The sequence below is a fragment of the Anaerobiospirillum sp. NML120449 genome (genome assembly GCF_023051105.1).
Classification (GTDB): Bacteria; Pseudomonadota; Gammaproteobacteria; order Enterobacterales; family Succinivibrionaceae; genus Anaerobiospirillum.
In genome coordinates this window covers 129563-145574 of sequence record NZ_JALKIL010000003.1, presented here as the reverse complement: position 1 = coordinate 145574, position 16012 = coordinate 129563, and the positions used below count along the sequence as shown (strand labels likewise).

The 16012-nt window shown below is 51.5% G+C and carries 6 protein-coding genes; 4 read left to right on the top strand and 2 right to left on the bottom strand.

Translation table 11 applies throughout. From position 1 onward, the window contains the following. Positions 1-259 precede the first annotated feature (259 nt). Positions 260-1480: an iron-containing alcohol dehydrogenase gene (locus tag MXE41_RS01825; RefSeq protein WP_247099154.1), complete on the top strand. Its 1221-nt coding sequence runs from the start codon at positions 260-262 to the stop codon at positions 1478-1480. A 360-nt stretch (positions 1481-1840) separates the two neighbouring features. Here MXE41_RS01825 and MXE41_RS01820 read toward each other — a convergent pair whose 3' ends face one another. Both MXE41_RS01820 and MXE41_RS01815 read right to left on the bottom strand, forming a co-directional pair. Beyond that, a complete protein-coding gene (locus MXE41_RS01820; RefSeq protein ID WP_247099153.1) occupies positions 1841-2791 on the bottom strand; it encodes a flagellin in 951 nt (316 codons plus the stop codon). Between the two features lie 623 nt (positions 2792-3414). Then, positions 3415-4356, bottom strand: coding sequence for a flagellin (locus MXE41_RS01815; protein ID WP_247099152.1), 942 nt, complete (start codon positions 4354-4356; stop codon positions 3415-3417). Positions 4357-7043: 2687 nt separating this feature from the next. Between MXE41_RS01815 and MXE41_RS01810 the strand changes: the two genes are divergently transcribed. The 3 genes from MXE41_RS01810 (at position 7044) to MXE41_RS01800 (ending at position 15982) form a co-directional block, all read left to right on the top strand. Next, on the top strand, positions 7044-7994 hold the full coding sequence (locus tag MXE41_RS01810) for a hypothetical protein (RefSeq protein WP_247099151.1): 951 nt from the start codon (positions 7044-7046) through the stop codon (positions 7992-7994). 414 nt (positions 7995-8408) lie between these two features. Continuing rightward, entirely contained in the window at positions 8409-14033 is a 5625-nt protein-coding gene (locus MXE41_RS01805; protein ID WP_247099150.1) for a type IV secretion system DNA-binding domain-containing protein, read from the top strand. Between the two features lie 929 nt (positions 14034-14962). Beyond that, positions 14963-15982: a hypothetical protein gene (locus MXE41_RS01800; protein WP_247099178.1), complete on the top strand. Its 1020-nt coding sequence runs from the start codon at positions 14963-14965 to the stop codon at positions 15980-15982. The last annotated feature ends 30 nt before the right edge of the window (positions 15983-16012 follow it).

Sequence of the window (16012 nt, the reverse complement as noted above, 5' to 3'; positions counted from 1 at the left end):
AACTGCTGTTGATCTTTGATCAGAGCTCAGATCAAGTCCACAGTCACTAAAGGCTGACACGGGTATCAGATACCATAAGGCTGTTAACAGACTGAACAGCTGTCATAAGCAATATTGGACGGGTACACGACATGTCTGCTGGAGCAATTCAGGGTATAAGTGCTTACACCTGCTGATCTTGATGAAACTGTGTCTGGTGAAAAGAGGTTGCTTGCATTAAGATCGGGGCAGTCCCCAGTAAACAAGGCAGGGAGAGAGCATGGAAAATTTCGACTATCAGCGCCGTACCTTTATGATGTTTGGCCGCGCCCGTGAAAATGAGGTGGGTTCCCAGGTAAAGATTGAGGGCGGACGCAGAGTGCTTCTGCATTATGGCGTTGAGGCTCTTGATAAACCTGATCTGCTTGACCGTATTCGTCGCTCCCTTGATCGTGCCGGTCTTGAGATTTTTGATCTCAAGTTTGAGGACGAAAACGAGCCATCACTGGACTCAATCTATAGAGGCATTGCATTTTGCCGCCAGCATCATATTGATACCATTGTCGCAATTGGCCGCTCCAATGTGATTAACAGCGGAAAAGTACTCAGTGTCGGCGCAATTTACAATGGTGATGTGCTCGATTTCTTCGTTGGAACCCGTGATCCCGCTCATTCACTGGCTTTAGGTGCTCTGGTAACTACTCCTGATGCCGGTGCTGAATGCTCTCCTGTCTGTACCATTGTTCAGATCCGTGACGGTATCAGTCGTAAATTTACCCGTTCCAGCCCGCAGTTCCTGCCTCGCTTTGCCATTCTGAACCCTGAGCTGTCACTGAGTACCTCACGTGACGACACCCTTCTGGGTTCAATGGACATGATTACTCATGTCATTGAATGCTATTTCACCAATACACAGAATGTTCAGATTACTGATGAGCTCTGTGAAGGCTTGCTGCGTACCATCTTGCGTATTCTTCCGCAGATCCTTGAAGAGCCTAATAACATTGAAGCCCGTGGCAACCTGATGCTGGCCGGTACTCTGGCTCAAAATGGCATGTGCAGCCTTGGTCGTGAGCCTGACTTTGCTCTGCATGCTCTTGAGAGTGCCTTAAATGCCGTTTACGGTACCTCACATGGTGGGGGACTGGCTGTTCTTATCCCGGCCTGGCTTACCTATTGTCTGCCCGCCAATATCATGCGCATGGCTCAGTTTGCCAACAGGGTATTTGGCATTCCTATGAACTTTGATGATCCTGAGTCTACTGCACGATCCGGTATCAACGCGCTGCGCAACTTCTTCAGTGACTGCGGTCTTCCGCAGAATTTTATAGACATGGGCATTCCGGTAGTAGACGTATCCCGTCTGGTAGCTGAGCTCAACCTCTCCGAGAGCAACAGCCTTGGCTGTTACGTCAAGCTCGATGCCTATGCCTGCGAATCAATCTACACCATAGCCTATACCTGGCGACCAGGCCAGGAAGTCCGCCGCCTGGGCATATAGCCTTTCATAATCTCACCACACAGCCGCCGTAGCCGCAGCAACCTTAAAAGCAATCGACAGTCACAGCCACAGCAACCGACAGCAAAAGCTGCAGCTGCAGCCTTAGCCACGACCATAGCCATAGCAATGGCCATAGACATGGCCAAAGCCATCCAATGGCAAAACTGTAACCCTGCCCGTGATAAGCCCCGTCATTCTTACAGGGGCATAATCATATCTTACATAAGAAGCACAAAATCCTGCCAAATATTCTTTATAAAATAATATGTATAAATATCGATTATCGTAGATATAAAGGGCGATTAAAAAGGCGGGTGTTACCCCGCCTCGATGATAAAGAGAGAAAGAAATCTGTAATTATTAACCGCCTAACAGGCTCAGAGCGATAGTTGGACGCTGGTTAGCCTGAGCAAGAACGGACTGTGATGCCTGCTGGATAATGTTGTTCTGAGTCAGTGCTGCAGTCTCAGAGGCGAAGTCTGTGTCTCTAATTCTGCTACGGGCATCGGACTGATTTTCGGAGATGTTAGCCTGATTACGGATAGTGCTCTCCATTCTGTTTTGTAAAGCGCCCAGTCCGGCACGCTTGGAGTCAACAACCTGAATCAGGGCATCAATGTGCGCGAGGGTATTGGTTGCAACCTGAGCAGTACATACACCAAAACGTACTACGGCAGCAGCACCACCTGCACCACCAGATAAAACCAGACCTTTGTCGCCAGTTCCTTTAACATCATTTTTTGAAATGCCTGCAGCGTCGCCGATTGAGGACAGGGTAAATGCCATGCCCCAGTCGAGGTCCAGGGTGTTACCTGCGTTTGCACCTACCTGAAAAGTTAATTTTCCATCGGCTGGAATAAGACTGTTAGGATTGTTGGTTTTATCGTATTTGCCATTGAGGACCAGCTGACCTGCAAAAGTGGTTTGCTTGGCAATACGGGTAATTTCAGCAGACAGCTGGGTAACCTCTTCCTGAAGAGCTTTGCGGTCTGCAGCAGAGTTAGTACCGTTGGCGGACTGTACGGCCAGTACACGGATACGCTGGAGCATGTTGGTAGTTTCGTCCAGAGCACCTTCAATTGTCTGGGCCAGAGCGATACCATCATTGGTGTTACGGTTGCCTTGATTCAGACCATTGATCTGGGAAGTCAGTCTGTCGCTGATCTGCAGACCGGCAGCGTCATCCTTGGCAGAGTTGATTCTCAGGCCTGATGAGAGGCGCTGGTAGCTGGTATTCAGGCTAAGAGTGGCATTGCTAAGCTTGCGTTGAGCATTGATGGAACTGACATTCGTATTAACGTACAGGGCCATAACTTTTCTCCTTTATAAAGCAGAAAGATCGACCTTACAAAGACAAGGTCATTTCACTTTCCAAGGCCTGTCTGCCTCGGACAGTTGAGCAGACCTTTCTATATTTCTCTTAAAAGTAGTGGAGCAACGCATATGCCAATATGACGCATAAATCTATGCAAATAGGTAAAATTTTACTGCAGGTAAGGCATTAATATGCCGTTCGTCTCTCTGCATGAAAATACCACATAGATGTAACTTTATGGGTAAAACACGCCAGATTAGCTGTTATATAAGAGTAATGACTGCAAAATGACAGAACATATTTGCGTTTCTTTATAACCTTGCCATTTTGTGCAATTCAATCCGTACTAACATGGCAAGATGATCCTTTAGATTCCCTTAAATACAGGAACCATAAAGCATTTAGGACTGCTTGAGCATAGTTTGATCTGAAAGTCATGATAAGGAGGATGATGACGCTTCGCTGCTAACATTCTCAATGATTTCACATTAAACTGACAAATAGTAATACATAACGATTTATAAAGAATTTCAAAATAGACGTAGTTCAATGTGTAGGGTCATTAAAAAGGCGGGTGTTACCCCGCCTCGATGATAAAGAGAGAAAGAAATCTGTACTGTTAACCGCCTAACAGGCTCAGAGCGATAGTTGGACGCTGGTTAGCCTGAGCAAGAACGGACTGTGATGCCTGCTGGATAATGTTGTTCTGGGTCAGAGCAGCAGTCTCAGAGGCGAAGTCTGTGTCTCTAATTCTGCTACGGGCATCAGACTGATTCTCGGAGATATTAGCCTGATTACGAATGGTACTCTCCATTCTGTTCTGCATTGCACCTAGTGCAGCACGCTTGGAGTCAACAGCCTGAATAAGCTTGTCAATGTTTTCAAGTACATAGGTGGCACGGGATGCAGTAGAGATAGCAAAGCGAATCTTTCCACTACCTGCATCTTTTGTAAAGCCTTTCTTTGCATTTGTATCTTCAAGGTCGGCTTTAGCTGTAATACCAGACTGTGATGCGATGCCACTTAAGGTGAACTCTGAGCCCCAGTCAAGAGTAAGGGTGTTGCCGGCGTTAGCACCTACCTGGAATACCAGCTTTCCATCGGCTGGAATTAAGCTGTTCTTGTTATTGTTGGTGTATTTGCCGTTGATGACCAGCTGACCTGCAAAGGTTGTCTGCTGTGCAATACGGGTGATTTCCTCAGACAGCTGGGTTACTTCTTCCTGAAGAGCATCACGGTCTTTCTGGGAGTTGGTACCATTGGCTGACTGTACTGCCAGTACACGGATACGCTGGAGCATGTTGGTGGTTTCGTCCAGAGCACCTTCAATTGTCTGAGCGAGGGCGATACCGTCGTTGGTGTTTCGGTTGCCCTGATTCAGACCATTAATCTGGGTGGTCAGTCTGTCGCTGATCTGCAGACCGGCGGCGTCATCCTTAGCTGAGTTAATGCGCAGACCTGATGACAGTCTCTGATAGGAGACATTGAGGTTCAGAGTCGCATTACTGAGTTTGCGCTGGGCATTAATCGAACTGACATTCGTGTTTACGTACAGGGCCATAACTTTTCTCCTTTATAAAGCAGAAAGATCGACCTTACATAAGACAAGGCCGTCTCACTTTCCAAGGCCTGTCTGCCTCGGACAGTTGAGCAGACCTTTCTATAATTCTGTTATGCAATATTGAGCAACAGGTATGCCATAAGTTTGCGTAAAGGGCAGGATGCAGGCAAAAAATATGTAGATAAAGAGCATAAATAAGCGCTTTGTCCGTCAAGGTCAAAAACTTACATATGGAGATCTGGCTATATTTCTAAGTCGCATAACATGAATAAGTGTAAGTTAACTGGTGCTCAAATGTGCTCAAGTACTTTAAATCCATAGCTTGCTACGCCTGCGAGCATATGAACTTGCCATTGGTGGCAAGAATGTAAATCCAATGCCGTACGAATCATGAAATATGGCAGCAATACGAACCTGTATGGCGTAGAGGAAGCCTGTACCAGGCTGAAGCATCCCAAGGGTATAAAAAGCCCGAATCATCAATATTTGCCAGCCACATTCATGCATTGTGTGGGGCCAGAGCGTGGACCAGAGTATGGACCAGAGCGTGGGGGCAGAGCGCAGGGAGGCGCGCGTGACCATGGTGTGGGGCCATGGCTGTGAGGCATGGGTAGCAGTATGGATATGAGTGCTTGCTTATGTTCTGAGGTTTTTTGCGTCTGCAGGTGTGTTGTAGAGGGATGTGCTGGGAATTAGACGGATGGCTGTGTTTTCAAAAGTGTTTTGCATTGTCTTTTCTCCTGATGCAGAAAAGCTCTGATGCGTTTGTGATTGTGCCCGGTAATATGCTGTTTATACAGGCTGTTTGCGGTTCGTCTGGACTCTTCTTTGCCATCACGAAAACACACTTGTTTAACCATTGAAGATAGCATGTTAGTGACGAGGGTCACATATAGTCACAGGTGGTATTTGCTGTGTTAAAACCAGGTAAAGCTTTATGGCAGTAATGCCATTATTTTTTAACAATAACAGATCAGCTGCATAGACAGCATTCAGGGGGATTTTCCTGGTATTAATGGACTCCGTATATGTTTGAGTGGAAGGTAGATAAATCAGGTAAACAGGCTGTTTTTGTGGCTTGTTTATGAGTTCATCCATTTCAGTTTTGCTGTGGTTTCTGGAGCCTGCTGAGCGGATGTGGGTGCATGGACAGGTGGTGAATGATAAGCAGTCATTTTGCCAGTGCAATATGACAGTATGCTCTGTCATTTGCGGACATTTTTCTTAGTGAGTTACTGCCGGGAAGATGCGGTGCTGGCGGTACTTTTGGCTGAGATAAATGATCAGAATTCAAACTGTCAGCTGGAGCTTTTTATTATCATTTATCATCGATATTTCAATTGAGAAATGGCATGTATATCGTGATTTAACAATGTGCTCCAGTTGAGAATCTGTTGATAAATTTTATCGTTTATCTATGCAGGTACCATAGATATGCGAATGTCTCTTATGGTTTTATTCATCACCTGCAAAATAGATATAGACAATGCCCCCTGGGTGTGCAATTAATTAAATCAGTCCAGCGAGCAAAAAGGCCTTGTTGGACAGATTCATTACTAAAATGAATAAAGCATGGCTATGCTTTAATCAGTGAGGTCTGAAGGGCGCTCAGTTACCATCAGAGTCGCTTTGTGAAAGTTTCAGATCTCGTGGCACAGCGCAGCTGCGCGGCCCGCAGATGGTCCACGGAACCGTGGGCTCATTATGTTTCCACAACCTTTTTGGTTATGGAAAGTATTCCTTGTACGAAAAGTAAGCCATCGGCTTTTATTGCCTGTTCCTGTCCTCTGTCAGGGATAAGGCATAAAACTTTGATAACGGTAAGACGCTGTCAGCGTCGTGATGCCTGAAATTAAATCCTGAAATCACTGCGGATCTGATACCAGCTCTGGTTGTTCCAGCTTACTGGTAATCAGAACTGTTCGCTTTTTGCGGATCCTTGAATCCGGCTTCAATATGCCAGCCCAGCTTGTCATTGCTTTGATTGGCCATGCTCAGTTCAGGTGTCATTATTTTTTGAGCAGAAAAGAAAAGGTTGTTGTGCTGCCTCAGGCAGTGAAAATTTGAAAATTTAATTGCTATCAGCTGACTGCCAGCAGTTTTGGTCCAATGGCAAACAGCGGCAGTGCTTATCCATATCTGATCAGGACAATGTTCATTTCGTTATGGAAAGCATTAATAACTAAGATGACAGTCTGTACAACTGTACTCATACCTTACCCGTATCCATTACCCGTTCCGTATCCGTACTTTAGTCTGACCTTTGTCCTTACCACTCGTGTATTCACAGTATTACTGTACCTGCTCCACGGACCTGAAAGTGTCCTGTCCTGTAATGTCCATTCCAGGTGATATGCGGTTCAGGTACTGTTCGAGCCGTGCCTTAACCCAGGGAGTCTGGCATAAAGACTTCTTTGTTCAAAGACTCATGTGTCACTGAGCCTGTTATGACATAAGCATTTGTGTGCCTGGTGTAGTGGCGTGGCGTGGAGTGGGGCGGTGTGACGTGGTGTGGCGACGGCGGTGGCGTGGTGCGGCGAGTCGGTAGCGTGGTGCGGCGGTCTTCTGGTAGTAAACAGCTTATATCAGCCCAGTCATATGGGATTTTTTAACGTAAATTAAAAGTGGGCTAAGTGCCCGTAACAGTAACGGCTTGAAAGCCAGTAAGAAGCCGTAAGGAGTTAAACATGGCATCCCGTAATTCCCTCATTTCTGCTCTTAATCGCCTCAATTCCAGGTCTGAGAATGTAAGCACAGCTGAACTCGACCGCGTCAGCATCATCCATGCTGACAGCATAAATGGCTGTGAGGATTATGACTTTGCAGGTGATACTGCAGTGACAACTGTTGTCAGTGACATCGAGCTCATAAGCTGCGAGGGTGACACCGCCAGTTGTTCCGAGCATAGAGAACCATGTTGTGCCGCTTATGAAGCCGGAGACAGCTCTTATTCTAAGGCTGTAAGTGCTGACGAATGCATGGAGTTAAGGGATTACATCATGCCTGAGAGTGCAGGCGATCCAGATGAAGAACAATCCGTCTGTACCTGCTTATGGATTGATGATCTGCCCGATAGCTGTGGCAGAGCAGACTGTGATTCTGTCAGCAGCGCATCTTGCGACCATTGCGCAGATGCCGATGATTATGTTGATGCTGGTGCCTTTTGCAGCGGTGAGCGTGAGTATGATTATTACGCTGGAATGGGATATTTCTCTGAGCGTAGCGCTGACAGCCTCAGTGATGCTGGCTGTGGCTGCGGCTGTGCCGGTAAGAGGGAGTCCTTATCTGTAATCTACAGTGCTCTTGAGGACTTTTTCGGAGCTGAGGGTAAGCTATCTGGCCTTAACAGCAGTGTAAACAACAATGTAAGCAACAGTGTAAGACGCAGCTCCTGCCATGAAGAGCTGTCAGAACATGCTCATGCTCTTTCAGGTCTCAACTTATCAGCTTTACAGAGCACCTGTGCTGGCAAGTCCGATAACTGGCGTCGTTTCTGTAATCTGAACGTCGGCAGAGCAAGCCGTTTTTATGAACCAGCACGTGCATCTGGCAGTGCTGCCGCACGTGCCTCATCCTCGCGTTCTGTGTCTGTTTCAGGCAAGGGACGTCGTTATTTTTCCGTCAACGCTGACCGCTGATTTTTGCCTGGCTTGTGCTGCCTGAACTTATGTCGCTCAGCCATCTGCTCTGAGTCATGGCTGCACAGAGCTGCCATGGTCTTGCAGATCAAAAGGCCAGTCATGGCTTATGGGCGTAGTGCGGGCTCTTACATGCCTTTGCAGGTGACGAAGTCATGCATTTGTACTCATACGTACGCTTTATGTACGCCATCATATGTACGCACTCATGTGTACGAATGCCTCAGGCCTGGCTCGTACAGCTTTTATCCATGCCTGCTCCATGCTGACACCATGTGAGCACCTGCGGCAGTTTTCGTTGAACGTTGATCTTTGATCGATAATTTTGCTTTGCTTTGTGTTTTGATGCACATAGTGTCTGAGGCCTCGTTTGCAGGCAGGACATTTTGATAACAGTTACGGGGAGAACCCTGGATGTTTGCCCATGTTAAATATCTGAACAAGGCGCTGGGTTTCTTGTTTTCATCGCGCATTAACTCCGATGGCCACTATCATCGTGATGACATGCTGCTTGGCCATGGCCTTGATAATGTTGCCTCCATTAGAGTGGTTACCGGCCTTGCTCTGGTCAGTGCGCTGCTGGTACTGGTTGCCTTCATGCTTGAAGCAACTGCCGGTATGGGCCTGCTCTTTGTCATTATCATGCAGGCTCTGTATCTTTACGTGGTAACCCTGCCACGAGTAGGTATGGGCCCTGGTTCGGCTGTGCTCAACTCTCCCATGCTGGCACAGCGTTCTTACCGTTCATATCTGCAGGGACGTGTTCTGTTCACCCCTTTACGCCTGTCTTTATCATGGCGGGCCCGCACCCCTGAAACCGTAGCAGCTGATCGCATCAGAGCCGCCCGCCTTGAGGCAGCCTGTCAGGGCGTAAAGTCCGGCAGCGTAAGTGCCGCCTCCGGTGCAAGTGCACGTGCTGGTGCCAGTTCCTGTGACGGTGCCAGTGCCCGTGCCGGTGCAAGTGCTGGCGAGGGGCTTGCCGGTGATTTGCTCAAAGCAGAGCAGGAGCACAATCTGCAAGCCTATATTGCCAATGGTGGCCATAAGAGTGGCCGTATGATTATGAGCACTCCGGTAACAGTAGAGGATTACATCATTGCTCAGGGCGTACTGGCTGCACAGCGTGCACCAGGCTCAGCATCTGCTCAGGCAGGCCGCACAATTATCAACAGCGGTCATATCAAAAGTCTGAGTGTTCCATTGCTTTGTGACCAGCCCGTCTATGCCGGACGCCTTATGACCATGGAAGCCATTGCTCAGACTCTGGCAGTACGGGCCCAGGAACTGAGTATCGAGGCCGGTGCCTGCGGTGAAGAAGCTGCTCAGGCCGTGCGTCAGGCTCGTGAGCGTGCCGGTGGCAGTCTGTCTCAGGGCGCTGCTGTCAGCGCCGCCATTAAGGAAGTTGCCAGCTCCTGGTCATCACAACAGGGAGCTGCCCGCTCCTGGGCATCACAGCAGGGATCAGCCTTTGCCGCTGGTGGAGCCAGTGATCCTTATGGCGCTCAGGGCGCTGCTCTTGATGGCACGGCAATGCTGCCTGCAGTTAACGCCAAAGCACAGGTTCTGCCCTCTGATCTCTGCCTGTATGGCTTTGGTTTTGAGTGGCTGCCCCGTCATACCCGTGCCCTCATGCACATAATGGAGGCAGGCAATAATCCTTCGCCTTTTGGCACCAATGGATCGCCTGATATTCATGCTGTGGCCTGCGATGACGGCTATGAGCCTATTGTAGTTCCCGTACGTGATCTTGCTGGTCATACTCTGCTGCTGGGTACTACAGGTTCGGGCAAGACCCGTTTCTTTGATTTGCTGGTATCTCAGGCCATTATGCGTGGCGATACCGTAATTGTGCTCGACCCAAAGGGCGATCGTGATCTGCAGATGTCCCTTATCAGGGCCGCCCGCGCCGCTGAGCGTGAGCCCCTTGAGAATATGGTATGCCTTGATGTGGGCCGCCCGGCAGCTCCTTCCCTTAACAGTGAGCGCGGCCGTGCCTTTGCTTCAGCAAGCACAGGTGTGGCCTCTGTACCTCAGGCCTTTGACAATGCAGTAATTACCAGTAAGACCATGAACATAGCCCCTATGAGCGCTTTTGAGCTTGCTGCCAACTCAAGAGTTCGCAAAGGACTGTCAAGTCTGGTAAGCGCCGAGCACTATGATGCTGCCGGTCTGGAGCGCTGCGGACGTGCCTCATCCCGTCTCATTGCTGCATGGCACGAAGAAGTCCATGGCAGCACCATGGCTGATAACAGACAACAGGACAGCTCAGCTGACGGCGCCCGCTCCTGGAGCTGTGAGCACAGCGAAGTGCTGAACACAGAGCAATCCATTTATGATGGCCGGGAATCTCAGAGTGGTCGCAATATTAGTACTTATGGAAAGCATCATGATTCAGGATCGCCTTTAACCGGATCACTGAACGCTGACCAGTCTGCTGCCGGACAGGCAGCCGTCGGTCCGGGAGCAAGAGTGGTGATTGACGGCTCTGATCTCATGCCTGACAGCGACTTTCTTAAGGGCATAGCCCAGCTCAGATCCCTGCGCACAGACAGCAGTAATGGCTATGACAATACTATTTATGATACCAGGCTTGATGACCGTCTCTTTGATGAAATCAACAGAGGAATTAATCCTACAGCAACTTTTGAGCGCGCTTCGGAAATCGGTTCGCGTCTGAAAACCCTGATTGACGGTCCTGACAGCGTCTTTAAGGACTATGCCATTATGGCCGTAAGCGCCGCCGTTGAGTGCTGTCGTCTGCTGGGTGAAAAGGTCACTCTGTCCAATATTCGCCGCTATGTCTGTCAGCACCGTAATTATGAAATGGCTCTGCGTCAGATCATCAATCTTACTGTTATTGCCATTAACAATCCGGCCTGCTCGGTCTACTACAACCGTATTCACGGTATCTCAGACAAGCGCCTGATAGTAAGCCGTTTTGCTGTCAGTGCCCTGATGGGCGACAGCTTTAAGACCGTGTCCCAGTCTCAGGTAGAAAAAGCCGTAGTCAGACTCTCGGAGATTGGTGAGATTGCCGCCAGTGACGGTCAGGCAGCTGCACAGCGCCTTGCCGCCATGGAAGCAGAAGATGAGGACGGCCTGCATCAGGATGTAGAGGAAATGCCTTCTGATGATGAGCTGCTCAATGAGCTCAATGGATCGTCTGCCTGTTCAGCTGACCTGGCTGGCAGCAGTGCCGGATGCGGTGAAGGCAGTGACTGTGCTGACGATGATGAGGACAGCTCCCTGAACTCACGACGCAGCCGTCGTGCCTACAGACGCGCTCATGCAGCATCTGCAGCTGCCTCTGGCGGCGAGGACGGCAGTGCTGCCATGGGAGCTGGCTTTGACATGGCAGCTGCCATGGGCGGCCGTCTTAATGTCAGCTCCGAAGGTGGAGCCTCGGCTCTGGACCTTGATGAAATGGAGCGTCAGATTGAATCTGATGCCCTGGCAGCTGAGGAGCGTGCCGCTGCAGTGGCAAGCAAGAGCAAAACAAAGACAGTACGCTCCAGTGCAGCCCGTCCGGCAGCCCTTGTTGCCCTCAAGGAATTTTATGACTGGCTTACTGCCAGTGGCTATGTACGCTCTGATACCTCAATGAGCCAGATCTTTCAGGTATGCCTGACCAACAGCCTCTACTTTGACAAGACAACATCCTCTATCAGGCCGTCCATTACCGGGCTTACTTCAGGTGACCTGCTCGAGCTGCTGTCCTCAGAGCAGCCTCAGGCTTCGTTTCGCAGCATAGTACGCAATAACATGATTTTCTATGCCGGTCTGCACTGCCTTAAGGACAGCAATACCGGCCGTAATCTGGGCAAGTTGCTGCTGTCAGACCTGGCCGCTACTGCAGGTCAGATCATTGCCGGTAATATCAACGATCACCGCCGTATTTCAGTCTTTATTGACGAGGCCTCAGAGCTTGCCAATGAGCCTTTGCTGCAGCTGCTTAACAAGTCGCGTTCGGCAGGATTCAATATCACCATTGCCACTCAGTCAACAGCTGACCTTGCAGCCCGTATGGGCTCACGTGACATAGCCCAGCAGTTTATCGACAACTGCAATAATGTCATTTCTCTGCGCGTTATGAACAGGGAAACGGCCTCAGTTGTTACTTCAGGACTGCCAGCTACTTCACGTACCCATATCAATACTTCAGTGTCCTCGTCCCAGGTAGGATCAGGCACGTCATCATCCATTTCCCGGGGCATGATGCAGGAGGAATGTGAGAAGTTTCCGCCTTCCATGCTCTCGCTGCTGCCTAATTTTGAATTTGTCGCCCGCTTTGCCAACGGTCATTTCTACAAGGGTTTCATTCCCATTATCGACCGTCGCGGCTCGGGCAGCTTCCGCCCTGATTTGCATACTCTGCAGCAGTGGCAGGAGCATGCCGCACAGACAGCCGCACGCAGCCGCAGTAACTTCTCAGATGCCCCTGCATCTGCCTCAGCCAGCGCAGCCACCGCGTCTGCCACCGCTGCCGACGCCGCGTCTGCATCTGCCAGTTCCTGCCCGCCAGACTCAGATAACCGTGCAGCAGCTGACAGCTCTGGCCTTACTCATACTGATAAGTCCACTGCCAGCAGTGCCTCAGATCCGGTATCTCCACAGGATTGCAGGGCAGCATTACCGGCTGACAGAGCAAGTGGAAGCCCTGTGCCTGATTCAGCCTCTTTCTTTGTCCCCGGACCTCCTGATTTTGCACCAGCTGAAAGTCCATCACTGCCTGCGTCAGCAGCCTCACAGCGTGCATCATGCTCACAGCCATGGCATGGGGCTCAGGCTCATCAGCCATATCTGTCTGATCAGGCTCTTGAGGAGTCCGCCAGACACCATGGCAGTGCCGGCCTGGAGCACAAAGCTTTTGAAATTGATGATCCTGTGGGCTACAGGGACGGCATTGCTCCTTTTGCCATAAACATTGAGCCTGTAATCAGAGTAAGCACAGCTCAGAATCTGACTGTCATGCCGCTGCGTGATGAGGACTTTCTGTCCATGCACATAAGCTCATCGCGCATGCAGGCGCACAGCAGTGCTGATGTTATTGGCTCTGATGGCAGCACCCGTGCAGCTGCCCATGGCATTGGTCACGGGGGCATCCCGGAAGCACCAGGCGCCACGGGCCATAACTGTGATGACGTTATCCATGAGCTGCTCAGCTGTGACAATCCTGAGCGCCCGGGATGTAATGACAGAGTACTTGTCTCCCCTGCTCCTTTAACTGCCGCCGCGCTCAAGTCCACTGTACCTGGTATGGACCGATCCTGTATTGCCAGCTCGCCCTTCAGTCAGCAGGCCCGCTCAGCCGCCCATGACCATAATCAGGCTTATGCCGGATCAGTTAATGGCAGCAGCCATGGCAGCAGCGATGGCCGAGCCCATCAGGGCCGCCAGCGCAGCAGCATGCTCACCCGTGCTGCACTGCTGCCTGTTTATGTATTCAGACTTGTTAAGAGCGGCTGCATACGGGTTATTTATGCCCTGACCGCCCTTATTTTCAGTCAGATGCTCATACGCATGTACAGCCTTGCTCTTGAGGCAGGGCTGATACTGCTTATGGTGCTGGTACCGGGGATGATTATCGATGACGGACAGCTTGATTCGCTGCTCTCCTCATCCCTTGAGATGGGCCAGAGTGTAACGGCTTACAGCGCCATTGCCCTTGAGGTAATGCTGCGAGGCAGCGGAGAGCTCAGTGCCCTGCTTTATGAGCACACCAGCTTTACCGACAGATGTATGGCCGTATGGCAGGTAGTCAGCTCCTCATGGCAGCTGCCTTTGACCATGGCCGTAACCGGCATGCTCTGGGGCCATCATGTGGGACTTACCAGTGAGCTCCATCACCGCTCCCTGATGGGCCTGCGTTATTTCACCCGCATACGCTCGCCCCTTAATCTGGTGATCAGCGCCCTTGCAGTATTAATGCTCTGGCAGGGCTGGTTATTCTGCATTGAATACACCCTGGTGGTGCTGTGGCTGCAGTGCTTTATTCAGGCCTTTGCCCTGAGCTGTTTCTTCTCCCGCCACAGCCGCTGACCCCAGCCCGGCCCGGCGGCCATACAGCGCACAGCCCCGGCCCGGCACCAGCCTGGTACAGCTGCGGCTGTGCATTGCCTGGCAGTGCCTGTGCCCTGCACCGCCTGTTCAACTGACAGGCGCGGAGCATGGCTTAAAGCGGCCCCACCTGCCAGCTGCAGTCAGGGCATGACCATGGCCATTGGCCATGGCTGGCCCGGCACACAGGCATGCAAGCCTTCATTTGAGGGACAGTAATGAGACGTCCCTTAACAGTTTTTACTTCCCGAGCTTTAAGCATAAGGAAGATAACAGTATCCAGTCGTGCTCCCATGCAGGACTGGCGATAACAGTTCCGGCCCGGCTTATTGTCATTGCTATCAGTGACACGGGCCTGAAGATAACGGTATCAGGGTTTATGTCCCGCATAAGCTCTGGTGATAACAGTATCCAGTCGTGCTCCCATGCATGACTGGTGATAACAGTATCAGGCACTGCCTGTCAGAGCGGCTGCTCTGAGATCGGGGAGCTGTCATTGCTGCAGCTCCCCGGCCAGCGCCTGAGTTCTTACATCTCAGCCATGGCAGCACGGCCCAGGGCCGCTGCTGCAAGTCAACACAAACAAAGGTAATAAACAGTCAGGGGCGGCCGTGGCCGCCAGCATAATCGGCGTACCCCCAGTTACGGCGCCTGCCGCCGTCAGAGCCGGGCCCGGTTGCCCAAACCTGGAGCCAGTACAGCCTGCTGCATGCACAGTGCTGCAAGGCCAGGGCTGCCAGGAGGGCTGCTGGGCCGTACAGGATGCTCATTGCCATATGGAGCGCTGGCGGTGCGCTCGATGCTGCTGCAGTTGCGCTCCGGTCAGTGCTGCGACTGTGCTCCCGGTGCAGCTGCGCAACCCCCTGATTAATACCCATGAAACATGCTTATCAAGCTTAAGGAGTAACACTATGACCTGTTGTCATAAAAGGCTCAATCTGAGCATGCACAAGGTCGATCTGGGAGCTTATGCCTCCTTTGTTCAGACCAGGCCTGACAGTGCCCGTCTTACTGTTCAGCCCCTGTGCCATCACGGCCTCAATCTTACTTACTGTGTCCCGGGCACTGTGCCTTCATATCAAAACGTCTCCTCCAGTGCAGCCACAAGTGCAGCTGATGGCAGGTATCTGATCTCAGGTGCAGCCCGCAGCCCAGGTGCGCTGCGGGCTGCCTCAGACAGCTCCACCTTCCCGGTCTCGGCCCTGCCCCGTATGTGGCAACTGGTGCGCTCATTATGCGGCCTGTATCAGCGCCCGCAGTCGCAGGAGCCAGGTACAGTATCCCGCCTTACCAGGGTTCAGGCCCCTGCACCGTCTCCTGTCCCTGCTCCAGCACCAGCACTGGATCCCGCTCCAGCGTCTGCTTCAGCTCCGTCCCCCGGTGTTTCCCTGAATAAGGGCTCAGGCACACAGTCTTCTCAATCCCAGGAGAGCAGCTCCGAGTGCCCCGTCACTGGTGATAAAGCCAGTCAATCCGTCCGCTCCCTGACTGCACCAGCTGACTCAGGATCAGCTCACAGTGTTCACAGCCACTGTGAACAGCGCCTATCAGCAGCCAGGGGCGGAGCAGCTGCGGCCGCCGCACGCAGCTCTGTGCTCCAGACCATGGAGCTTTGCGGGGCAGGCCACGGCAAAACAGCCGCTCACAAGGCCACTTTGCAGGCAGCCAGCTGCGAGCTTATGGGCCTTGCAAAGTACGGCCTGAGCAAAGGGGCACAGCCTCATGCCCTTAGTCGCAGCGCCCGCACCAGACAAAGCCGCATGCAGTCCGCCCGGGCTGCTGCCTGTGTCCGTGACTTTATCCACGCGGCCACCCCGGACAGCGCTGCTGCCATCAAATGCGGTCAGCCCGATGACAGCATGGCCGCTCTCAAGGCAGCTCGTGCAGGTATGTGCAGCTCCCACGTCCCTGGCGCAGATAACGTCCAGTAGTACACAGGGGCCTGCATTGCAAGGCCGTCC